The sequence below is a fragment of the Chitinophaga hostae genome, from assembly GCF_018224885.1.
GTDB lineage: Bacteria > Bacteroidota > Bacteroidia > Chitinophagales > Chitinophagaceae > Chitinophaga > Chitinophaga hostae.
In genome coordinates, this window is sequence record NZ_JAGTXB010000017.1 from 87,864 (window position 1) to 110,592 (window position 22,729).

21 protein-coding genes are annotated in these 22,729 nt (G+C 48.2%); 6 read left to right on the forward strand and 15 right to left on the reverse strand.

The features are described from left to right. Positions 1–59: 59 nt before the first annotated feature. The 5 genes from KE626_RS25825 to KE626_RS25845 form a co-directional block, all read right to left on the reverse strand. Entirely contained in the window at positions 60–695 is a 636-nt protein-coding gene (locus tag KE626_RS25825; RefSeq protein WP_211975909.1) for a response regulator transcription factor, read from the reverse strand. 6 nt (positions 696–701) lie between these two features. After that, positions 702–1,481: a sensor histidine kinase gene (locus KE626_RS25830; RefSeq protein WP_211975910.1), complete on the reverse strand. Its 780-nt coding sequence runs from the start codon at positions 1,479–1,481 to the stop codon at positions 702–704. After that, positions 1,451–2,089, reverse strand: coding sequence for a hypothetical protein (locus tag KE626_RS25835; RefSeq protein ID WP_211975911.1), 639 nt, complete (start codon positions 2,087–2,089; stop codon positions 1,451–1,453). Before KE626_RS25835 ends, KE626_RS25830 begins: the two co-directional genes overlap by 31 nt. 31 nt (positions 2,090–2,120) lie before the next feature. Further along, positions 2,121–2,663, reverse strand: coding sequence for a hypothetical protein (locus tag KE626_RS25840; protein WP_211975912.1), 543 nt, complete (start codon positions 2,661–2,663; stop codon positions 2,121–2,123). 301 nt (positions 2,664–2,964) lie between these two features. Next, a complete protein-coding gene (locus tag KE626_RS25845; protein WP_211975913.1) occupies positions 2,965–5,166 on the reverse strand; it encodes a B12-binding domain-containing radical SAM protein in 2,202 nt (733 codons plus the stop codon). A 534-nt stretch (positions 5,167–5,700) separates the two neighbouring features. Here KE626_RS25845 and KE626_RS25850 point away from each other — a divergent pair. From KE626_RS25850 to KE626_RS25870, 5 genes are all read left to right on the forward strand, one after another. After that, positions 5,701–6,957, forward strand: a complete 1,257-nt coding sequence (locus KE626_RS25850) for a peroxiredoxin family protein (RefSeq protein ID WP_211975914.1) — start codon at positions 5,701–5,703, stop codon at positions 6,955–6,957. An 80-nt stretch (positions 6,958–7,037) separates the two neighbouring features. Next, the gene (locus tag KE626_RS25855; protein ID WP_211975915.1) at positions 7,038–7,682 is read left to right on the forward strand and encodes a YceI family protein; all 645 of its coding nucleotides are present in this window, start codon (positions 7,038–7,040) and stop codon (positions 7,680–7,682) included. A gap of 169 nt (positions 7,683–7,851) precedes the next feature. Beyond that, positions 7,852–8,841, forward strand: coding sequence for a cytochrome-c peroxidase (locus KE626_RS25860; RefSeq protein ID WP_249207693.1), 990 nt, complete (start codon positions 7,852–7,854; stop codon positions 8,839–8,841). Positions 8,842–8,861: 20 nt separating this feature from the next. Beyond that, positions 8,862–11,417: a TonB-dependent receptor plug domain-containing protein gene (locus tag KE626_RS25865; RefSeq protein ID WP_211975916.1), complete on the forward strand. Its 2,556-nt coding sequence runs from the start codon at positions 8,862–8,864 to the stop codon at positions 11,415–11,417. An 18-nt stretch (positions 11,418–11,435) separates the two neighbouring features. Continuing rightward, positions 11,436–12,215, forward strand: a complete 780-nt coding sequence (locus tag KE626_RS25870) for a DUF4397 domain-containing protein (RefSeq protein WP_211975917.1) — start codon at positions 11,436–11,438, stop codon at positions 12,213–12,215. A gap of 241 nt (positions 12,216–12,456) precedes the next feature. Here KE626_RS25870 and KE626_RS25875 read toward each other — a convergent pair whose 3' ends face one another. The 8 genes from KE626_RS25875 to KE626_RS25910 all read right to left on the reverse strand — a co-directional run bounded on the left by KE626_RS25875 (position 12,457) and on the right by KE626_RS25910 (position 19,754). Beyond that, positions 12,457–14,361, reverse strand: coding sequence for a TonB-dependent receptor plug domain-containing protein (locus tag KE626_RS25875; protein WP_211975918.1), 1,905 nt, complete (start codon positions 14,359–14,361; stop codon positions 12,457–12,459). Positions 14,362–14,413: 52 nt separating this feature from the next. Continuing rightward, positions 14,414–15,652 carry an outer membrane protein assembly factor BamB family protein gene (locus KE626_RS25880; RefSeq protein ID WP_211975919.1) on the reverse strand — a complete coding sequence of 413 codons (1,239 nt, stop codon included), beginning with the start codon at positions 15,650–15,652 and terminating at the stop codon, positions 14,414–14,416. A gap of 235 nt (positions 15,653–15,887) precedes the next feature. Then, positions 15,888–16,652 (reverse strand): isocitrate lyase/PEP mutase family protein, encoded by a 765-nt coding sequence (locus tag KE626_RS25885; protein ID WP_211975920.1) that lies wholly within the window; start codon positions 16,650–16,652, stop codon positions 15,888–15,890. A gap of 29 nt (positions 16,653–16,681) precedes the next feature. Then, entirely contained in the window at positions 16,682–17,467 is a 786-nt protein-coding gene (locus tag KE626_RS25890; protein WP_211975921.1) for a PhzF family phenazine biosynthesis protein, read from the reverse strand. A 169-nt stretch (positions 17,468–17,636) separates the two neighbouring features. Continuing rightward, complete coding sequence (locus KE626_RS25895) at positions 17,637–17,855, reverse strand: CDGSH iron-sulfur domain-containing protein (protein WP_211975922.1); 219 nt, start codon at positions 17,853–17,855, stop codon at positions 17,637–17,639. A gap of 51 nt (positions 17,856–17,906) precedes the next feature. After that, positions 17,907–18,575 (reverse strand): DUF1266 domain-containing protein, encoded by a 669-nt coding sequence (locus tag KE626_RS25900; protein ID WP_211975923.1) that lies wholly within the window; start codon positions 18,573–18,575, stop codon positions 17,907–17,909. A 192-nt stretch (positions 18,576–18,767) separates the two neighbouring features. Then, positions 18,768–19,148, reverse strand: coding sequence for a VOC family protein (locus KE626_RS25905; protein ID WP_211975924.1), 381 nt, complete (start codon positions 19,146–19,148; stop codon positions 18,768–18,770). A 138-nt stretch (positions 19,149–19,286) separates the two neighbouring features. Beyond that, on the reverse strand, positions 19,287–19,754 hold the full coding sequence (locus KE626_RS25910) for a hypothetical protein (RefSeq protein ID WP_211975925.1): 468 nt from the start codon (positions 19,752–19,754) through the stop codon (positions 19,287–19,289). Between the two features lie 105 nt (positions 19,755–19,859). Between KE626_RS25910 and KE626_RS25915 the strand changes: the two genes are divergently transcribed. Then, positions 19,860–20,228, forward strand: coding sequence for a winged helix-turn-helix transcriptional regulator (locus KE626_RS25915; RefSeq protein ID WP_211975926.1), 369 nt, complete (start codon positions 19,860–19,862; stop codon positions 20,226–20,228). Here KE626_RS25915 and KE626_RS25920 read toward each other — a convergent pair. Then, entirely contained in the window at positions 20,215–21,558 is a 1,344-nt protein-coding gene (locus KE626_RS25920) for an MBL fold metallo-hydrolase (RefSeq protein WP_211975927.1), read from the reverse strand. The two genes, KE626_RS25915 and KE626_RS25920, sit on opposite strands and share 14 nt — an antisense overlap. Before the next feature lie 213 nt (positions 21,559–21,771). Further along, positions 21,772–22,593, reverse strand: a complete 822-nt coding sequence (locus KE626_RS25925; RefSeq protein WP_211975928.1) for a DUF3108 domain-containing protein — start codon at positions 22,591–22,593, stop codon at positions 21,772–21,774. Positions 22,594–22,729 lie beyond the last annotated feature (136 nt).

Here is a 22,729-nt window from a genome sequence, read left to right on the forward strand (position 1 = left end):
TTGCTCATGGCAATTAATCAATTGTCCGGAATCGGAAACAGGATGTCCGATTCTGGACATTATAACGTGACGAGTTGTCTTCGCAGGGCTTCCAGCACCATACCGGTGCGGCTCTGTACATTCAGTTTGTTAAATAATATCTCCCGGTAACCGTCTACCGTTCTTTCGGTGACATTCATTTTAGCGGCGATGGCTTTGTAGGTGAGGTCGCTGCAGGCAAGACTGAGGAATTCCCTTTCCCGGTCGGTGAGCGTTTGTTTCTGCTCCGACTGCAGCAGCAGGCGGCGGTAATTTACGTTGGAGGCATCGTTGTAATAAATGCCGGTGTTATAGATTTCCGTTAATGCCTTTTCCAGTTCTGTTGGATGGATATCTTTCAGGAGATAGGCACAGCAACCGGCTTTCAGCATTTCAATGATCGTGGCGTCATTATCTTTCATCGACAAGGCCACCACTTTCACGGTGGGATATAACTTCAGCACCGCTTCGGTGGTTTTGGCGCCATCCATCACGGGCATATTAACGTCGAGTAACAGGATATCCGGCTGAGCCGGCAGCTGGGCCAGTTTGTCCAGCATCTCTTTTCCGTTCACAGCTTCTGCTACAATCTGAAAACCACTAAAGCCACTGATCAGCAAGCTGAGTGACTTAAGAAAAAGCTGGTGATCGTCTGCAATACCAATATTGATGTTCATACAAAATTATTCTAGGGGTAATGTGATCAATACAGCTGTGCCACCCGCGGTAGTTACCTCCCAGCGGATATCGCCTCCAAGCAGGTTGGTGCGATGCTGCATATTGCGGATACCCATACCGATGGATGACATGCCCGCTTTGTCAAAGCCGGAGCCATCATCTGCGATAATGAGTATCAATTGTTGCGCTGCTTCCCGGATACTGATATCAATTACCTGCGGCCGGGCATGTTTGATACAATTTTGTATCGCTTCCTGTATAATACGAAAGAGTATGATCTGTGGCTCTGCCTGCAGGGGCAATACCATCATCTCATGGGTAAACTTGACTTCTATCGCTCTGCTGGTATTGATCCGTTCTACTTCTGCCTTCAGGTTTTCGATCAAACTAAACTGATCCAGCCATTGACGGCTGAATGATTTGGAAAGTGCCCGCAGGTGTTGAATGGCCGTAGTCAGGGTTTCTTCAGCTGTTTGCAGGGTATCCGGAATTTCGTTCATGCTCCGTTGGGTAACATTTATCAGGAGCTTGGTACTGCTCAGCAACTGGCCTATATCGTCGTGCAGCTCCTGCCCCAGGTGGGCAAAGGCTTCTTCCTGCATTTCAATCTGGGACCACATAAGCTGTTTGTCGTAATCTTCTTTCATTAGTTTAAGCTGATGTAAATAAGCATCCTGCTTCTTTTTATAACTAATCACTGCCGCTACCACCACCAGTCCCATGATAGTGACCAACAATGAAATAAAAATCACAGCTACAAAGAGATCCTGTTTGACCGGAAGCATACGACGCCTTTTATCAGCATAATATACAACAGGTAATTGGATAATGAATTTAAAACGGCGAAAAAATGCCTGGCCCTGGTAGTGTCGTTCTCCAATAACAGGTTATAAAAGGCATTTACGCTCACCGAAGCCGCGAAATAAATAAAAAAAGCAAGGGTTAACCAAAAAACAGGGTGCCGGAATATAGACGCTTCACTATCCGGGGTTATAGAAAAAAAGGATAAAAGGCACCAGCAAATAACCAGGAAGCTTTCTATGGTGATATTGATGCCCGGAAAGGCATGCCATCCTCCCAATACAAAGCTGTAAAACAGGGATACGAAGCAAAAAACAAAAATCGAAACACCCATTAATAACCGCCAGCGATAATCCCTGATTCCCGATCGGAGAATAATTGTAATCAGACTATATTCCAGCACCACAAAAAAATGATACACTATAAAAAAACCTAAACCTTCTGTGCCGATTAACTCCACTATCACTTCCGTAATAATAGACACCCCCAACAGCACGCTTAATATTTTCACTTCCCTGTGTTCCAGGTGAAACAAACTAATAATAAAGCAGGCTACCAGTAAAACATAATAAGCATAAACCCATCCGTTCATCGGCACATCAATTTAAAAGTCCATTTTGAAACTATACTATCTGGTCAAGGTCGGCAGTAGCGAAAGGAGATCCCTGTGCCTTCAACAGCTCAAACAAATGCTTTAACGCCGGAGGCAGCGGAAGCTTCCCATTACCCCTTTCCTCAATTTTCGGATCGCCGGTAGCCGGCAACATATTATTGTTGGTGGCTTTATCCAGCAATTGCGCATACCCTATCTGCTCCCGGACAACGTTAAGCCCTTCTGCAGAAAGACTGATCTTCTGGTCTGCTTCCGGTACCGCAAAGTGAAAACGAATATACTCACAACCTTCCTGGCTGAGTATACGCAGGAGCGACGCTTTACTGAAATCTACAAAATAATTACCCTGGAAAGCAGCTTTTAACGCCGGGTTGCTCAACAGCAACAAATAAAAGTTGTTAAGCATGCCAAAATAGGCGCCAACAGTAATCGGCATCCCAAAGGTTTGCGGATCAGAGGTGAACGGCATGTTGTAGTCCAGCTGTTCGGGAGTAGGATTCAGGTGGCCCTGGTTATCACAACCGTAGCCGGTGAGGGACATTTGATCGCTCATTGTGTGGTCAGTTTAGTGGAAACAAATATTTGACTTTTTCCTCATGACTGATACCGGGAAAATCCCCGGGGTGGGGAGAAAGTTATTGGTGCGGAGGGGAGCGCCTTCGGCGCTTGTCTTTGGGCAGGATTAGATTGATTTTGATGATTGTACTGATTTTATTTCTTTTTTGAAAGATGCTTACTTGTTTTTCTGATTGATTCGCCAGCAAGTAAAGGATCATAAAAGGGAAAAACTAAAATCATCTTAATCATCAAAATCAATCTAATCCTGCCCAAAGACAAGCGCCGAAGGCGCTCCCCTACAATTTCAACAGCCCCAGCTTATGCAGGGTGTTAACCGGCTTATTATCCCAGAAGAGCTCAAAATCATCCAGTCCGGCAGCCTCGTAGCTATCTTTTACCTCCTGCAGGGTATATGTTTTGGGGTTGGCCACCGACAGCTGTTGCAGCATGCCTGTTAACCACACACCCTGCGGCGGTTGTACGCTGATATTCACTTTTTCCTTTTTACCCTGGAAGGTCAGGGAAGACATTTCCCAGGTACTCCCCTTCTTTGATTTGGTAATGATCTCCATGGCCGGTTGTTTGCCAAGGTATACCACTTTGGAAGTCGGTTTAACGGTACCGGCTTCTTCCTCCATCAGCGCATTGGTGATAAAGTCCGGATGTACCGATGTTTTGGGCACTTTAAACTCAAACCATTTCGACAGCGGATAATCCAGGCAGGCGCCATGCATAAAATTGAGCAGCGACTTTTTCAGTCCGTAGCTAAACGTTTCATGATCTGCCCCGCTGGGATCAATGTGTAAGATATCGTTATTGGCAAAAGTCCCGGTTTCGTCGGTTTCCTTTTGTACATTGAATTTTGCGGGCTCCAGTCCCACAGGACTGTGGGCCGTCATGGTAAACTGGTGCCAGAAGGCAGACTGTAAGATCCCCGCCTGGAACATCTGCCGCACCATTTCCAGCGCGTCGATGGTTTCCTGGGCCGTTTGCGTAGGAAAACCATACATCAGGTAGGCATGCACCATGATGCCAGCCTCCGTAAAATGGCGGTTTACACGTGCTACCTGGGCCACAGTGATCCCTTTCTGTATCAACCCCAGCAAACGGTCGGAGGCTACCTCCAGCCCCCCGGAAACGGCGATACAGCCCGATGCTTTGAGCAACAGGCAAAGATCACGGGTAAAGCTTTTTTCAAACCGTATATTGGTCCACCAGCTCACGGTAAGCTTACGACGGATGATTTCCAGTGCTAATGCCCGCATCAGCGCAGGCGGCGCGGCTTCATCCACAAAATGAAACCCGTTCTGTCCCGTTTGCACAATGATAGCTTCCATACGGTCGCACAACAGCGAAGCGGTGACAGGCTCATAGATCTTTATATAATCCAGCGAAATATCACAGAAAGTACATTTACCCCAATAACAGCCATGCGCCATGGTCAGCTTGTTCCAGCGGCCATCGCTCCAAAGGCTGTGCATAGGATTTACCACCTCGATGGCGGAAATATATTTATCGAGCAACAGATCACTATAGTCCGGTGTACCCAGCTGGGCCTGCTTATAATCGTGGGTGGCTTTGCTGTTTACATAAGTCACCTGCTCATCGCTCAGCAGGAAAGTACGTTTCAGCTCCTCCGCAGTTTTCTTTCCCTCCAGGAACAGCAGCAGGTTCTCGATGGGCGCCTCTCCGTCATCCAGCGTAATAAAATCCACAAATTCAAATACCCGGACATCCGCCAGCGAGCGCAGCTCGGTATTGGGGAACCCGCCACCCATTGCTATTTTCACCGCAGGGTAATGTTGTTTCACCCATTGCCCGCAACGCAATGCAGCGTACAGATTACCGGGAAACGGCACCGAAATGGCTACCATGGCCGGTTGTACCTGCTCCATATGTTCCGCCAGTAAATCAGTCAGCAGCGTGTCTATATAAGTATAATCTGCCTGCAGGGCATCGTACAATTCGTCAAAGCTATTGGCAGAGCGACTCAGCCGCTCTGCATACCGGCTAAATCCAAAGTGAGGGTCCACACAGGCCATGATCAGATCCGATAAATCCTCCAGGTACATGGTAGCCAGGTGTTTTGCCTTATCCTGGGTACCCATGGAACCGAAAGCCCAGTTCAGGTCGTCCAGTTGTGCAAAACGCGATGCTTCCGGTAAATAGTCTCTTTTACAGATAAGATGTGCAAGGGTGGGATTCTTTCCCTGTAAAAATAAAATGACTGCGTCGATAGTTTGTATATAATCCTCCTGTAATACCAGCATGCGGCTGATATTCTCAGAAGCCGCCACCGGCGGCGCTGCCGCAATACGTGCGAACAACTGCTCCAGCCCCCGTTTTGAAAATAAACGCAACGTCACTTCAATACCCAGGTCAGCCTGGAAGGAAGTAATATTTTTTGTATTCAGAAATCCTTTCAGGTAAGCAGTGGCCGGGTATGGCGTGTTCAACTGGGTAAATGGTGGTGTTATTAAAAAAACAGAATTACGCAAAACAGGTGGTTTAAACCGCGAAAATAGTTCTTTTTTGAGGAAATGCAGCGGAGGGGGACGCCTTCGGCGTTTGTCTTGGGGCAGGATTAGATTGATTATGAAGATTAGGATGATTTTATTTCTTTTTCATATTGGAGTCTTCTTTTTTCCTGAATGCTTTTAGTATCGGGAAAATGATGATAATTTTTCTGATTTTTATTCTCTTTTTTCTGCTGTTTATTTACCATCAGCGAGCGCTTTTATAAGGTCCTTATGATTAAATTTAAAAAAGAAATAAAATCATCCTAATCTTTATAATCAATCTAATCCTGCCCCAAGACAAACGCCGAAGGCGTTCCCCTCCGCTGCATTAGTCCACAAAATTTATAGACTTTTATTTGGAAATAATAAAAGTCCCTTTTATCTTTGCCCTACCACCACTGATAAAAGCCACCACTCCATCAGTATTCACCACCAGTTTTATTTTGTAGCATCGCTTAGTCGCCCCACCAGGACCGGCATAGACTTGCATTGTTCAACCAATAATATACAACCATGAAAACGCATAAGCATTTATTTTTAACCGGCCTGATGGTGGCAGGACTATTCAGCAACGACTCCTTTGCTGCCCCTAAAAAACCATTTGTAAAACAAGGTATCTGGCGCGGTGTATTTACGCTCAGCGAATCCCAGGTGCCCTTTAATTTTGAATTAAAAGGCAAGGACCCTGAGCACGCCACTTTTACGCTGATCAACGGTACACGCCGGGATAACTTCCATGTACAGCGCCTGGGCAACGATTCTTTATTTATAAAGATGAATACCTACGACGCCGCCCTGGTAGCACATATTGAGTCTGATGGTAAAATTTCAGGCGAATACAGAAGCCTGGTACCCAACTTCCGCGGCAACGCACTACCTTTTACTGCGGAACACGGGCAAAGCTACCGTTTTGCGGAACCCGGCACGGAAACCGCACCGGCATTCGACATCAGCGGTAAATGGGACCTGAAAATTTACAGTAAGGAACCAACCCCTAACAGGATCGGACTGCTGAAACAAACAGGCAATAAACTCACCGGCGTTGTGATGTCGGTGGTAGGCGATAGCCGCGAACTGGAAGGAACAGTTCATGGCGACGAGTTTGAGCTGTCAGGGTTTACAGGCCCAAGCCCCATCTACATTAAAGGTAAGGTGAACGATGACAAGTCGCTTACCGGCGAAATCAGCCTGGGCATTTATAACAACATCAAATTCGACGGCGAAAAAAATGCAGCAGCGGAACTGCCGGATCCCTACAAACTCACCTACCTGAAGGAAGGTTATAAAAAACTCGACTTTACCCTGCCCGACCTCAATGGTCACAACGTTTCCCTGAGCGACGACAAATACAAGGGCAAGGTGGTGATCGTGGAAATCATTGGTACCTGGTGCCCTAATTGCACCGATCAAACTTCTTTCCTGTCGCCCTGGTACAACAAAAACAAAGACCGGGGCGTAGCAGCCATCGCCATTGGGTTTGAACAAAAAGATGACCTGGAATATGCAAAGTATACCCTGGGCAAGCTGAAAGAAAAATACAACATCGAATATGATATTCTTTTTGGCGGTATTGCTGATAAAAAAGTGGCGTCAGAGAAACTGCCTGCACTCAATCGCATGATGGCCTTCCCTACCACCATTATCATTGACCGTAAGGGAGAAGTAAGACAAATACACACAGGCTATACCGGTGAAGTAACAGGTCAGTACTACAAAGATTATGTGGCAAAATGGAACCATGACCTGGACGAGCTGATCGCAGAAAAATAATTTTAACATTTATTTCCGGATCTCGTAAACGCTAATCCGCCGGCCCATCTTAAATTAGCACCAAATTTAAACACACACATATGCAACGATTAGCATCTCTGTTCTTTATTGGAGGCTCCATCTTCCTGATGTCCTTCACTACACCTGCTACTGTCAACAAAGGAGAAAAACCAACCAAAGCCGCTACCAGCCGAAAAGCAACTGTTTTCCAGGTAGATGTAAAAGAAAGTAAACTGAGCTGGACCGGTAAAAAAGTTACCGGGCAACATCAGGGTACCATCAACCTGGCCGATGGCAAACTGGAAGTAGAAAGCAACGTGCTGAAAGGTGGCAACTTTTCACTGGATACCCGCAGCATTGCTGTAACAGATATCAAAGACGAAGGCTCCAACGCCAAGTTACTCGGACACCTGAAAAGCGAGGACTTCTTCTCTGTAGAAAAATTCCCGGCAGCTACTTTTGCCACCACCAGCGTAACATCCAAAGGCGGCGGTAACTACGAGGTAACCGGTAATCTTACTATCAAAGGCATCACCAACCCGGTAACTTTTCCCGCAACCGTAACCGTTGCCGGCAATAAGCTTACCGCCAAAGCGGCCATTAAAGTAGATCGTACCAAATACAACATTAAATACGGTTCCAAGAGCTTCTTTGAAGGCATCGGCGACAAAGCCATCTACGATGATTTTGACCTGGATGTGGTACTGGTGGCAAACGCCAAATAATTCGTTCATTTTTACTACCCCATTAATAATTCCTGGGGAGCACGGGCACTCCCGCCCATGCTCCCGGGAATGCCAATAGCCATTTTCTTTTTACAGCCTCCTTACAGCAACACAAATTTTTAGTCGACCAACAATTTTTCTGCAACCCCTTGTTGCTACCGGGCATGTTATGTCCTCCATAATTTTTACCACCATGAAGCTGAGAAAAATGATATTCATTTTAACGGGCCTGCTCTGCGCCGTCATCATCATTGCGGGATTCAATACCAGCCCGCAACCGGGCGATCCCTCCGGCAAAGCCGCACTGGGAGAAAAACTGTTCTTTGATCCGCTGTTGTCGAAAGACCGCAGCCTGAGCTGCTCGTCCTGCCACATTCCACAGTTCGGGTTTGCGGATACCATCGCCTTCAGCAAAGGCATTCATCATACGCCCACCAAAAGAAATACGCCAGGCATCACCAACCTGTCCGGCCGCCCCAACTATTTCTGGGACGGGCGCGCCGCCACCCTGGAAGACCAGGCCCTGCAACCTATTATCAACCCGGATGAAATGGGACTGCCCATTGAAGAAGCCGTACAACGCCTGAACGAAAATGAAAGCTACCGGCTTTACTTTCAACAGGTATTTAACAGTCCGGCTACCGGTAAAAATATACTCCAGGCTATCGCGGCATTTGAGCGCACCCTGGAAACCGCCAACAGTCCGTACGACCGCTACATCGCCGGTGATGACAACGCACTCTCGCCGCCGGCTATACGTGGCCGCCTGTTGTTTATTGGTAAAGCCAATTGCAATAATTGTCATTCGGGAGAAGATTTTACGGCCGACCGTTTCAAAAACATCGGTCTCTATAACGGTACCTCCCTGAAAGACGCCGGCCGGTTTGAAGCCACGAAAGACAGCACCCATAGAGGTTTTTTCAAGGTGCCTGGTCTGCGCAACGTGGCCGTTACCGCTCCGTATATGCATAACGGTATGTTCAAAACATTAAAGGAAGTTATTGCCTATTATAATGAACCCAATCACATTGTACAGGATGGCATTAACCGGGACCTGTCGCTCAACAAACCACTCAACCTGAGCAACGAAGAAATGAATGACCTGGAAGCCTTCCTGGTAGCACTTACCGACGACCGCTTTAAAATCGCCCATCACTAACCATAAAAATCAACCAAGGCATGAAAAAAATTATACTGCCGGTCATCTCTCCCCTGCTGTTGTTTTCTGTCGGTCTTTCAGCGCAGGACAAACACCTGACAGACACCACCCAACAACTGGGTGAAATACAGATTGTAGGCTCCCGCAGCGCCAACCGTACCAGGCTGAATTCACCCGTACCCGTAGACATCATCGATATTAAATCATTGCAGGAAGCAGCTCCGCAAACAAGTATCACACAGCTGCTGCAATATATATCCCCTTCTTTTCATTCGGTGAATGGCTCCAATGCCGGCGACGCAGGCTCTGCGCTGAGTCTTGCGCAGCTGAAAGGCCTTGGCGTAGACCAGTTGCTGGTACTGGTAAACGGCAAACGCCGTCATAAAAGCTCCAATGTTAACTGGGGCGGCCTGGGTAACGGCGCTACCGGCTATGATCTGAACTCGATTCCCGCAGGCGCCATTGAGCGTATCGAAATACTGCGTGATGGCGCCGCCGCGCAATATGGCTCCGACGCCATTGCCGGGGTGATCAACATTGTATTGAAGAAGCAAACCAGCGATGTGATCGTTACCACTACGGGCAGCATCCGGCGCAGAGGCGATGGCGCTGCCACCCGTTCTAATATCAACTACGGCGTAAAAATTGGTTCCAAAGGCGGATACCTCAACGCCACCGCCGAATTTGCCACACAAGGCATCGCCCTGCCACCGGGCCGCGACGACGCAGGCCTTTACAATGGTCCTATCTACGGCGGCGGCGCCAACACCCGTGGTTATGATAATATTTATACAAAAGAAATAGACGACGCCATCCTCAGGAGCAGGGGCATAGACCGGCATTATTTTGACCAGCGCGGCGGAGGTTCCAACAAAGCTAAAGATGCATTGCTGTTTTTTAATACAGCCATTCCCGTTAGTGATCATGCAGAAGTATATGCCTTTGGCGGTATCAGTCACCGCAACTCGCAGTTCACAGCCGTATACCGCCTCCCGGGCTGGACAGAGCGTAACAATACTTCCCTGTATCCCGACGGGTTTCTTCCCGCCATGGATAACAGCATTACCGATAAATCCATTGCCATTGGACTCAAAGCCAGCGCCGGCGCCTGGAACCTCGACGTATCCAATGTATACGGCAAAAATGATTTCGGCAATGTTATCAGCAACTCGCTGAATGCCAGCATGGGCGCCAAAAGCCCTACCACCTTCGATGCCGGCAAATACAACGCCTCCCAGAATACCGCCAGCCTGGATATCAGCCGCTACTTCAATACCGTATTACATGGCCTCAACCTGGCTTTTGGCGCACAATACCGCACAGAAACCTACCAGATCATTGCAGGAGAAGAAGCTTCCTATAGCAAGGCAGACCTTCGTACTATTTATTCCGTAGATACCACTGTTGGCGGCGTTCCCTATTTAGCCGACGGGGGATTGATCGCGCTGAACGGGCTGTCGCCCGGATCACAGATCCATGCCGGGTTCCGGCCATCCAATGAAGTAAATGTAAGCAGGGCTATTGTAGCAGGTTATGCAGACATTGAGCTGAACATCACCGAAAAATGGCTCCTGTCGGGCGCGCTGCGGGCAGAAAACTTCTCCGACTTCGGCAATGTAACTACCGGCAAAATTGCCACCCGCTACAGCTTTGCGCCCTGGCTCAGCATCCGCGGATCGGCCAACAGCGGCTTCCGCGCGCCGGACCTCGCACAGTTCTATTATACCGAAACCTCCACCAGCTTCCAGCAGGGACGCGCCATTGACCAGGTAACTGCATCTAATAAAAATGCTGCCACAAGGGCACTGGGCATTCCTTCCCTCACACCGGAAAAATCTACTGGTTATACCGCCGGCATTACTTCCCAGCCTGCACCCAATGTGGAATTGAGTGTGGATGCCTATCTCATCAACATCAAAAACAGGGTGGGCAATACGGGCAACTTCTCCGCTAACGACGTTAACCTGCCGGCCGACGTGAGGGCTTTATTACTGCAAACCGGTACCACGCAGGCCAAGTTCTTTTATAACGCCTTCAGCACCCGCACCCAGGGAATTGAGTTTACGGGCGCCTACAAGATACCGTTACACAAAAACAGCCTGCAATTGCTCGCCGGCGGCAACTTTGTAAAGAACGAGGTTACTGCTGTAAACACGCCGAAAGGACTGGCGCTTTACAAAAATGTGATTTTCAGCGAAGCAGAAAAAGCCCGGGTTACCACCAATATTCCGCAACAGAAAATAACGTTGCAGGCCATACTGCATACACCGAAGTTTACCTTCCTGGCGCGTACCATTTACTTGGGCTCCGTTACCACCGCCTCGGCGCTCAACGCCAATTTCCCCACGCCCGGTTATTATTTCCAGGAGCTGAAACCCATCTGGGTAACAGATTTCTCCATAGGCTATCATATCAGCAAAGCGGTGCAGGTAACAGTGGGCGTTAACAATGCTTTCAATGTGCTGGGCGACTATTCGGATGCAGCTATTTCCGGTTTGCGCAATCCTTCTATTGTAGGGATACAGAACGGCAGTGCAGGCATACAGCCCTTTGCCAGGTTATATGCGCGTTTCTAATCCTTAAAACATGTTTTCATGAAAAAAAATACGCTTCTATTCTTCAGCAGCATCATCGCTTTCAGCGCCTGCCATAAAACGGATTACCTGGATGTGAATGCCGGTGACCGTCCACCACTTTCCGCCAATATACGTTTTGTGAACGCCCGTACCGCCCCTGCAGGTATCCAGTTCTGGACCTTCACCCAAAAAGTGACCACCGATGCCGTGGCGCCGGGCGCGGCCTCTCCGTATGTGGCAACTACCTTCGGTAATGTACAGATCAATTTTACGGAAGGCAGCGGCACTGCCTATAAGGCATCGCGGCAGTTTGGCAACAGCGCCGCCTATACCGCCTCAGGCGGTCCTAACGGTCCTATTGCCGGATACTACCATACAGTGTTTGCGGCACCCTCCAAAAATGATGCGGCAAAAGATACCCTCCTGCTCTTTTATGATAACCTCTCCGCCCCCGCTGCCGGTAAAGCCGCACTACGCTTCGTACACCTGGCTGCCGGCATCGCCGGCGTGAGCGTTAGACTACAGCAGCAGGGTACGGAAACCACGCTTTATAATACCATTACTTATGGCAGCGCAGGCGGCAGCAATTTACAGGGAGCTGCCTACGACAGCGCGCCGTTCACTAACGTAAACGCAGGTACGATTTCATTAATTGTGCGGGCGGGAGAAGATGCAGCGCCTTTGCCCATACAGCAACAGGGTCTGACCAACATTAACCTGGAAGCAGGAAAGATCTATACCGTATTTATCCGGAAAGACGCCAAGGGGCTGATCTACGGGAGCGTTATTGTGCAATAGCCGAAGGTAAAAGCGATTGAGCGGAGAGGAACGCCTTCGGCGTTTGTCTTTGACCAGGATTAATATGATTATGATGATTGAACTGATTTTAGCTTTTTCGGATCCATGTCTTTATCCTGTTGGTAAACACATTAGGAAGAGAAGTTAGCTTCTTTCAAAAAAAGAAATGAAATCATTATAATCATCATAATCATATTAATCCTGGTCAAAGACAAACGCCGAAGGCGTTCCCCTCCGCTTCCTACAATTTGAAGCTTGCGCCTACCGTCACCCATCTGCCGGGCATCACAACCGCGCCGGCTTCCACGTAAGTAACGTCCAGCAGGTTGCCGGCGTCTGCGTATACCTGGTAACGTGATTGCCTGTACGCAATACGCGCATCGATCAGCGTATAGTCTTTATAGTTAATGCGCATGCAGTAGCGCGTTGCGGCCGAAACGCTGAAATGATGTAACAATGTTGTCTGCACATTGGCGGTAAACTGGTGTCTTAAACTCTCTATCACGTAGCGGGAAATCTTTGTAGTCAGCGCATCTCCTTTAAACGACGGTGAAAGGTAATTATAGCCGGCATTTACCGCGAAACTGTTAAACAGGCAATTCGGTTGCAGCACAGTACTGTAGCCGGCATTCAACGTAAAACCCGTCATATTGGCCCGTTGGAAATTTTCCGGCTGCCAGTTGATCGTAGCGGGGTTGGCAACACCGGCGGTATCTTTTACGTAATCTATAAAGTTGCTGATCTGCCGGTAAAAAACAGAGCCGCTATAGGAAAATTTTCCACTGAACTTGCGGATACCCGCTTCTGCATAACCGGCTTTCTCCGGTCCCAGGTGTTCGTTACCGATAATCCCTTTTCCTTTGTAATAAAGATCCGTGTAGGTAGGCAGTCTTTGTGCCGTACCTGCATTGGCAAAGAGTTTCAGGTCGGGGGTAATATTAAAGCCCGCATCTGCGCCCGGGAAAAACTGCCAGCCATAAAAAGAGTTATAGTTGAGGTAACCACCAAGTGTAAAGCTAAAGCGGCGATCGGCGATAGATTTATATTCACCGGAAATACCCAGGTTGGTTCTTTCGTGGTTGCCCAAACTGGTACTTTTAATATGCTCATACCTGCCTTCCACGCCTGCGCCGAAGGTACCGATGCCTGTGGTAAAGGTATTGTTGAGCTCCGCGCCCAATATATCTGTGTTATGCAGGTTCCGGTATTGATCTGGTTTTATATAAATGTAATCATCTTTTGTGTAACGGTAGCTGATCCGTGGCGTCATCACCCAATTGGGCCGGATGCGGGAGGTATTGCTCACGGCTGCCAGGAAAGTTTTTACGGTTTCTTCGGAGTTCAGGTCACCGGGAGCTGCATAGAAGCCGTTGGCGCCAAATCCATTATTTATGAACCCGGCCATCACCTGGTACTGGTGCAGGGAATCGTTGTTAAAAGCCGCCTGGTAAAGAGCGCGGTAGTTGTCGTACGCCGTATTGTAACAATAACCGTTTCCCTGGTTACGGCTTACGGATAAGGAATGACTGTTGCCTCCTTTTACCAGTGAACCGCTGGCGCCGGCACTGTAGGCCCCGTAGAGATTGCTATTTTCGTTCTTTTTGAAGCTGCTGCCCGCGCTGCCATTGATTGTGATACCGCTTTCCCTGGCTTTACGGGTAATGATGTTGATGGCGCCATTCAGGGCATTGATGCCGTAAATACGGGCCGCAGCACCCCTTAAAACCTCTATATGATCAATATCTGCCAGCGATACCGGCAGATTCATCATGTTATGGCCTGTTTGCGGGTCTGTAATCTTTACCCCGTTAAGCAGGACCAGGGTCTGGTCAAAAGTGCCGCCATCGATCCCTATATCGGCCTGAACGCCTTCGGGGCCACGCTGTCTTACATCCAGTCCTGGCACATACGCCAATACCTCCGTTATAGAGGATACGGGCATCGCTTCTATCTGTTTGCGGGTAATAATGGTAATGTTACGGTTTACAGCCTTCACCGGGGCTGCCAGCCTGTTTTCCTCTACAATCACCTCATCGAGCTGGCGGTTGATAAAGGAGCTGTCTGTTCTTTTCTGCGCAGAAGCGCCGCCACAAAGGCCCAGGAACAGGGAGAAAAGTATTTTGTTACTCGAAATTGCTACACGCATCTTTAAAAAACATTGCTAAAAGAGCGCAAAAGTACGTATTTAATCATTGTCTTTATTGCAAAGCGTATACGTATCCATCTGTGCTGCCCAGGAAGAGCATACCGTCTTCCAGCCAGGGAGTGGACAGGATACTTCCCATATCCAGGAAATCCGCATACATTTTTATGTAATCATTTTTGTACCTCGCCATCAGATCCGGGAAAAGTTCGCCCGTAGCCGAATCAAAAAAACGTCCTTCCGTTTGTTTGGAAGCCGCTGTCTGAAAAATGCTTGTACTCTCGCCGGTGCGCAGGTTCATTTTGAAAAGCCGGCCTCCCAAACTTCCCATATAGCCGTATGCGTTAGTAGTGGCAATACTGCTGAAAACATTCAGATGAGCAGGCGACTTCCATTCGAGGTTGCCATAGGCGTCAAAAGCCAGGGCGCGATGGGTATCGAAAGTAGATACCAGCAGGCGGTTTCCGGCCATACCGGGCACGCTGGTCCAGCTGCCGGGTTCATGATACACCCATAGTCCTTTGCCAGTGCGGAGATGCAGTGCATACACATTATAATCGCGGGAACAAAAGTATACGGAGCTGTCGGCCACCACTGCGTGAAACTGCACTTCCCCCAATGGAAAATATCTTTCTCCCATGGTGTCAAATTTCCAGCGCAAAGCACCATTACTGGTATTGAGGGCATAAAAGATTCCATCAAAACTCCCTGCCAGCAAAGTGTTTTCCACTACCGTGGGAGCGGCATGCACTGCGCCGCCTGTCCGGTATTTCCACAACAGCTTACCGGTTCCTGCCTGCAGCGCATAAATATGTCCGTCTGTACTGCCGGTGTATACAATACCCTTTTCTACAGCTGCGGAGGAGAGAAAATAATCCCAGGGATCGATCGCATGTTCACCTATGGTTGTGAATGTCCACAGCAACTTCCCGCTATGCATATCCAGCGCATAAAAATGAGCATCTTCACTCATAAAAAATACGGCTGTGCTGTCGCAGGCTACCGTGGCGTTTACCGCGCCACCGGTTTTATACTTCCAAAGCTGTTGCCCGCTGTTACGATCCAGCGCATACATACAGGAATCGGCCGATCCGATAAAAAGATAGCGGCCATTGACTACCGGTGACGACACTACGCTGCCCCCGGTTTTAAACTGCCATTTTACAGCAGGCTTGTCTGCAATATCTTTCGTATCAGTATGGTTAGCGCGGCTGGCGGAGCGGCCCAGCTGTTGCGCGGTAATGGAGTGCTGCAGTATAACAAACCAGACGATCAAACAGGATAATAATTTCATAAGGCAGGATATAAATTTGCCGGTTAAGATACATTTATCTATCCAAAAAATCTGTACTTTTGACGCGCTATGAATACCGGCAATAACAGGAAAGCACAAATCATCAGGTGGCTGAAAAAAATCGGCTTCTGGGGTTTTCTTTTCTTCCTTATAAAAGGGCTGCTGTGGCTCGCACTGGGCTATTGGGTATTTAAATAAAAGCACACCCCGGAGAGTGTGCCTGTCTTATTATTTTTCAGGATGGAAATATTCCGGCAAACGATCCTGCTACCCCGATGTCGTACACTACTTTTTTCAGATGATCATTTAACGAGCGATACACGCTACCTCCCATACTGATCCTTTTTACACCTGCTTCCCCCAGCGCATTAAAAGAAGGCAGCTCCGGCATGGACAGCACATTTACCGGCAATGCGGTTGCGGCGGTTATCTGCCGGATATCGGAGAGGTCACGGACAAAAGGCACAAAAATACTATCAGCCCCTGCTTCTTCATATGCCTTGATCCGCAACAATGTTTCGTTCAACGCATCCGGTACTTTTAATAAGTAGGTATCTGTTCTTGCATTGATAAACAGCGGAATATTTTTACGAGCCAGTTCATTCCTGATAAAGCCAAGTTTACGGCGGAATTCCTCCACAGGCTGTATGATCCTGTTAACAGCATCTTCCAGGTTAATGCCCACTATGCCGATATCGTGCAGTTGCTCAATATGCTTTACCACTACGGCAGGATCGTCACTGTAGCCTCTTTCAATATCTGCCGATAAGGGTGCCTTTACATGACGGGCTATTTTTCCGATGACGAAAAGCAATTCTGAAAAAGGAATCTGCTCACCATCTTCATACCCCAATGTATCAGCGATAGCGGAACTCGAGGTACCGAGTGCGGAAATGCCGTTGTCTTCCAGGATGCGGGCGCTGGCCACATTCCAGACGTTGCCCAGCAGCAATGGGGTATCCTGGTAATGCAGTGCTTTGAATAATTCGTAATTGTTCATATACCGGGTTTTATGTAATAGTCAGCGTATTAAATCCGAAACGTTCCTTCAATAACGGTAATGGCCTGACCCAGGAGTAATACGCGGTTGCCCTGTAGTATAACTTTGAGTTCTCCTCCCCGTTGTGAGGACTGGTAAGCAAAGAATTCGTTCTTATGCAGGCGGGCAGCCCAATACGTCGCCAGGCTGCAATGCGCGGAACCTGTTACCGGGTCTTCATCTATCCCTATGGGTGTGGCAAAAAAGCGGGAAACAAAATCGTATGGCGAGCCGGCGGCTCCCCGGGCAGTGATCACACATTTATTGGTTGCCAGCAACCGTTTATCCGGTGCAAAATCCGCTACGGCAGCTGCTGACGCCAGTTCCACAAGGTAACGGTCTACACTATACGCCACATTCACCACATTGTCGTCAAACATGCTCTCCCATCCTTGCGGCAAAACGGCTGGTTCGCTGTTGCGGGCAGGGAAGTCCAGCTCTATCCAGTCGTTGTGGCGGGTGGCGGTCAGCAATCCGCTCATCGTATAAAAAGGAATGGTGCTGGTAACGGGGATGATACCGGTTTCCCATAACACATGGGCGCTGGCCAATGTGGCATGGCCACAAAGCGGGATCTCCACGAGCGGAGAAAACCAGCGGAGACGATAGCCATCGTTTTCCGGCAGCAGGAACGCGGTTTCGGCCAGGTTATTTTCTGCTGCAATGGATGTCAGGATATGGTCTTCCGGCATACTTTCCAGCAGGCATACGCCTGCCGGGTTGCCTTTAAACGGCTGGTTGGTAAACGCATCTACCTGGAAAAATCTGATCTGCATAAGTTACAATAAATAATATCTTACAAAAGTGCAATTATTTATATTGTAAAAACAGATACAATTCTTCCAATATCGACCATATCAGATAGTACCGGGGTAAAATAAAAACAGGCCCCTGAGCAAGCGGCTGATGCCGGTACCAGGAGCCTGTAAATATGGGGAGCGTTGGCTATTTCTTTGGCGGTAAAGCGAAAGCAACGGCATCATGCTCAAAATGTCCTTTGTGAGAACCATCACAAAAAGGCTTGTTGGCAGAAAGTCCGCAACGGCAGATCCCTACTGCTTCCCGGCCACCCAGGTCATAAGGGTTGCCATTTTTGTCGACGATTTCGAATTCACCCTCAATTCTTAGTGAACCGTTGTTGTTAACTGTAATCTTAGTAGCCATAAATCTTCCTTATTTAGCCGGCAAAAGTAGGAAAACTATATGAATGCTGCTTTAATTCAGCGGCAGCAACTGGTAAATATTGTTATCCCCTTTGGTGATGGCCTTTGCAAGGTCTTCAAATTCTTTGTTGCGGCTTTCATCACCGCCCCATGTTTTGCGGCCTTCCATAAAGTCGGCGAAATAATCATCCCACGTTTTAAACTCCTTACGGGCGAGTGGCAAAGTGGCGGCAATAAATCTTTCTGCTTCCGGTTTGGTGAGGTAGCCTGCGGCATAGCCCATACAGGCATTGTTCACCAGGCGTGCGTAATCCCAGGCGCGGTGCGGGTTTTGGGGATCTCCTGCCGACAACTTATCGAGGCTTTTTATCAGGCTTTCCTTATCGCTTATATCCCAGGCCTGTTTGAGCGTGCTTTGCGCACCGGCAGCGTCCTCGGGTTGAAACGGGAATTCGAGGATCTCTTTATACGAGCTGACAAGTTCCTTTTTATCTGTTGTTGTAATCCTTTTGCTGACTTCTTCCTGTCCGCCGTATCCGTTGATAAAATAGATACCGCCCAGCATAAAGCCGCTCAGTTTATCATCTTTTACTGCTTCCTTGTCTTTTGCAGATGTGGTAGCCGTGGAGGTGCTGTCGCCACCCGTTTTACCGCCATCTCCGCAGGCAGTAAAGGTAATAGCCGCAGCGATGGCAGCAGCAGATAAAATTGTCTTGTTCATTACTTCCTTTTTTGATGTTTACGTATGAGGTTTTAAAGAATACAGGTTACGGGCATGTTACAAACATGATACATTCTCTTGATTAACGTACTGAAAGTAAAAAATTATTGCTGATAAACAAATCAAATAATAAAACAAAGATGCCGTTGTGTGCAATACACAACGGCATCCTGCCAGGTACTATCATTTATTTTAATGGTCGGCAACTACTGAAAGTATATTACCGGCGGGATCTGCAAACCATGCCACCACGGGCCCGGGTTCCCCGCGGTGTATACCTTTGGCATCTGTTTTTATTTCGCCTTCATATTGCAAAAACTCCACGCCGCGTGCCGTCAGCTTATCTACTGTTTCTTCTACATTGCTTACAGGAAAATTAAGCACGGTAAAAGTAGCCGGTTGATGGTTGGGTTTCTGGTAGATAAGAACATTGTTACCACCGGCCAGTTTTAATGTCAGCATATCCTGGCCATTGTCCTCCACTTCGAGCCCCAATTTCTGCTGATAAAAATCTTTTGCCTGTTGCAGATCATTTGCTGAAAATCCACTGAAGGCTTTTGAGTTCTTTAACATACCTATAATTTTTCTGGTGAAAAATACAGGCCACAGCGGCCTGTTCAATAAAGACGTCACTTTAAAGTTAACATCATTTCAGCAGTAGTGAGGGGTGCAAACAAGGCAAAAGAAGGGGTGTATTGTGACAATGACCTGTTATATATTTTGTTGCCGGGAAGACATATTGAATTTCATCATCTTCATAAAACGCTTTAACAACGGGTAAAATACCAAGCCCTGTAAAACACCGGTGAACTCAAACACCAAATTATCCGGGATTTCATAAACCGGCGGCGGGAACAGCAACCGGAAAAAAGAATTATTGCCAGTTACTAAAAAAACAATATTTTTAGCGATGTGGTTATATACGCCTTCGTACAAACCTATTACCAGCAAGGGAAACAGCAGTATGGCGAGCAGATGTGACACCCGGATCACCTGGTTACCGGGGTATTTTTCCATGAGCCGGTCCAGCAGGTATACCAATATGCCGACCGGGACGGCGATAAACAAAACATGTAAACGCCAGGGCGTTTGATAAACAAAGGCGCCGTAAGCGTGATGAACAGATGTCAGTACTAATAACAGGATGGTAAAAAAAGTGGATCTTTGCAGTGTTTTCATTATTTATAATTTTCTGCAAAGTTGTTGCTTACCGGGGATAGTCCCCATAGGTAACCAAAAACTCACTTAGCCACTTTTGTGGTTACCTGGCTTAAATCAGTCCGTATGAAAAAAGAACTGTCAAACGCGTTAATATACCCGCCGGTGTTATGTCCACTGGCCCTCACGCTGGATGTGATCGGCGGCAAATGGAAGCCGTTGATCGTACACCTGGTATCGCAGGGTGTGAACAGGTTTAGCCTGCTGGAAAAACAATTACCCGGCATTAGCCGGAAGATGCTGGCCAACCAGCTCAGGGAGCTGGAACGTGATGAATTATTGACTCGTGAAATATTTGCAGAAATACCGCCAAGGGTGGAATACAGTCTTACCGAAACAGGCTTATCCCTGCTGGCAGCCGTTATGCCGCTATATGAATGGGGAGTGCAACACCTGGCCCATAAACAGCCCCGGCATACCGCTATACAGCTCTGAATTCGCTAACAGCCTCTCCCAGGTCATAGGCAGCGACCTGTTCGTTCAAAGCACCTGCTATAATACTGCTGCCAGCAGCGCTCCGGTAGCCGCCTGCGCAATGAACAACCACCGGTTTACCGGTTGGAATTTCGTGTACACGTTCCCGTAGCTCGTCGAGCGGAATGGAAATCGCCTGGTCAAATATTTTATACTCTTCCGACTCTGTGGCCATCCGCACATCCACAATCGTATAATGCTCCGGGTGGGCTTTAAAATCGGTCAGCGGCATAGCTGCGATGGTGGCCGATCCTGTTGTAAAAACAGCCGCCGCCTTTATAGCCGGTTCATAGCCGATTTTTGCTGCTTTCCTGATCACCTGTTGCAATGCAGCATCATCGGCAGCCAGCAGGTAATAAGGCTCTTCCGGCGCAACAATACTTCCCAGCCAGGTTTCAAATTTTCCGCCATCCTGCAGGTTGATGGCATGGGGCACATGCCCCTGTTTAAATAATTGTTGCGGCCGGGTGTCAATGATGATAATATTTTTGTCGAAAACAGCCATATCCTGCACCACCGGCACCTTCGCCAGCGAAGGCCCTAACGGCGGCGCCCCCGTCCTGTTCATATCTACATCGTAAGGAAAATACTTTGGAATAAAGGGTTGCATGGATAGCAGCTCTTTTACAAAGTCTGCTTCGGTAAGGTCGTCGAGGCTCCAGTTGCTGACCTTTTCCGCAGCAATCGTGCTGCTGTCGGCATCGCTGAGCGATTTACCACAAAGCGTACCTGCACCATGCGCCGGGTATACGAGTACATCATCTGCCAGCGTCATCAGCTTCTCCCGCAGGGAGTGATACATCATGCGCGACAAAGCTTCCCTGCCGGCGTTAATATGCCCCGCGTTTTCCCGCAGATCCGGCCGGCCACAGTCACCAATAAACAGCGTATCACCTGTAAACACGGCCCTGTCTTCCCCGGCATATTCCAGCACAATACTGATGCTATCCGGCGAATGCCCGGGCGTATTCAGCGCCCTGATTACGATGTCGCCCAGCACGATGTGATCTCCCTCATCAAACCCGGTATGCGGATACCCCGCTCCCACCAGCCGGGAGCAATAGATAACTGCCCCAACGGTTTCATGCAGCTCCAGGTGCCCGCTGATAAAATCGGCATGCGGATGTGTTTCAATAACAGCGCTGATCCTGGCATTTAATGATGCCGCATAGGCCAGGTAGGGAGCCAAATCCCTCGAGGGGTCTATTAATATTATTTCGTTGGGTATTTCACTGTAGATAGCATAGGAGTAATGTGCCAGGCCCTTGTCCTCAAATTGTTGTATGTCCATCTTTTAACTGTCTTTTTAATGGTGGTTGAATAAAATGCGTTCGGTTGCAACAGGCGCTTCCTGTGCCATGCAGCCGGCTATACAGCCTATAACGATTATGGAGAAAAAAAGTTCTGACTAACAGGTATTTTCTGCCAGACCTAGTGAACATAGTAAAGCCCTGTTACCGGATATGCTTTCCGGCAACAGGGCTTGATAGTTATCAGGCAGCAACTACTTTGCCTGTTTTACAAAACGCTCGTCCAGGTAAGGTGTCAGACCCGGGAGTTTTATTTTATACCGGAACATGCCGCCAAAACTGTCTTCTTCCTTCAGCAATTCATGCCCGGCTTTACTGATCCAGAAAATCTGCGTATAATGCCCCCGGGGGGACTCTCCTTCCGTAAATAATTTCCAGCAGTCAACAGCCTGATTGTTCAGTGTTTGCAGCACATCACTGCCAGTAACCTGGTAGCGCACATATTTCGGGGTATCCAGGCCTGCATCATAGAAATTGATCTCAAAGATTTTTCCTTTCGCCAGCGGCAGCATCTCAAAGGTTTCAATATCGAGATGCCAGTTATAATTGGGACGGTCAAAATCGAATTTAAAATCCGCCGCCTTGTTATCGGGCCCACTATCGCCGGCAACGCCCTGTGCTGACCAGTTATAGGCCTTCCGGTCTTTTCCTCTTATTTCTTCATGGAATAACGGAGAAAAGTCTGATACCGTGTTAAAAGAGGTAAACATCGCGTACCTGGCTGTATCTTCACTGTACCAGTGCTGGGTAGTTTTGAATACCGGCACATTATTCCTGTTGGTTTTTTCTATTTCCCGCACCCACAGGCTCAGGCTGAGCATATTGCTACGCGTTGGCAGCTGGAAGTAGACCAGGTATTGTCTTACACCGGGTTTCAGGAAGGCGGTATTCAACCGTTGATGGCGCTGATCAATGGTATCCACCTGCGCATATGTGGCGGTGGCAAGCAGGATCAACAAACCTGTTACCGGTAAAAATACCTGTTTGATGTTGAAAATAGTTAAGCGGAGACGCATACGTATTGGATGATTTAGGTGGAATAATGGAGGCCCCCGGCTTTCAGCATGCCGGGAAACATCTGGCCATCAAAGATTCCGGGTTTTCTTCTTCTTAAAAAATGTATTCAACGAACGCAGGTATATTTTAAACGTT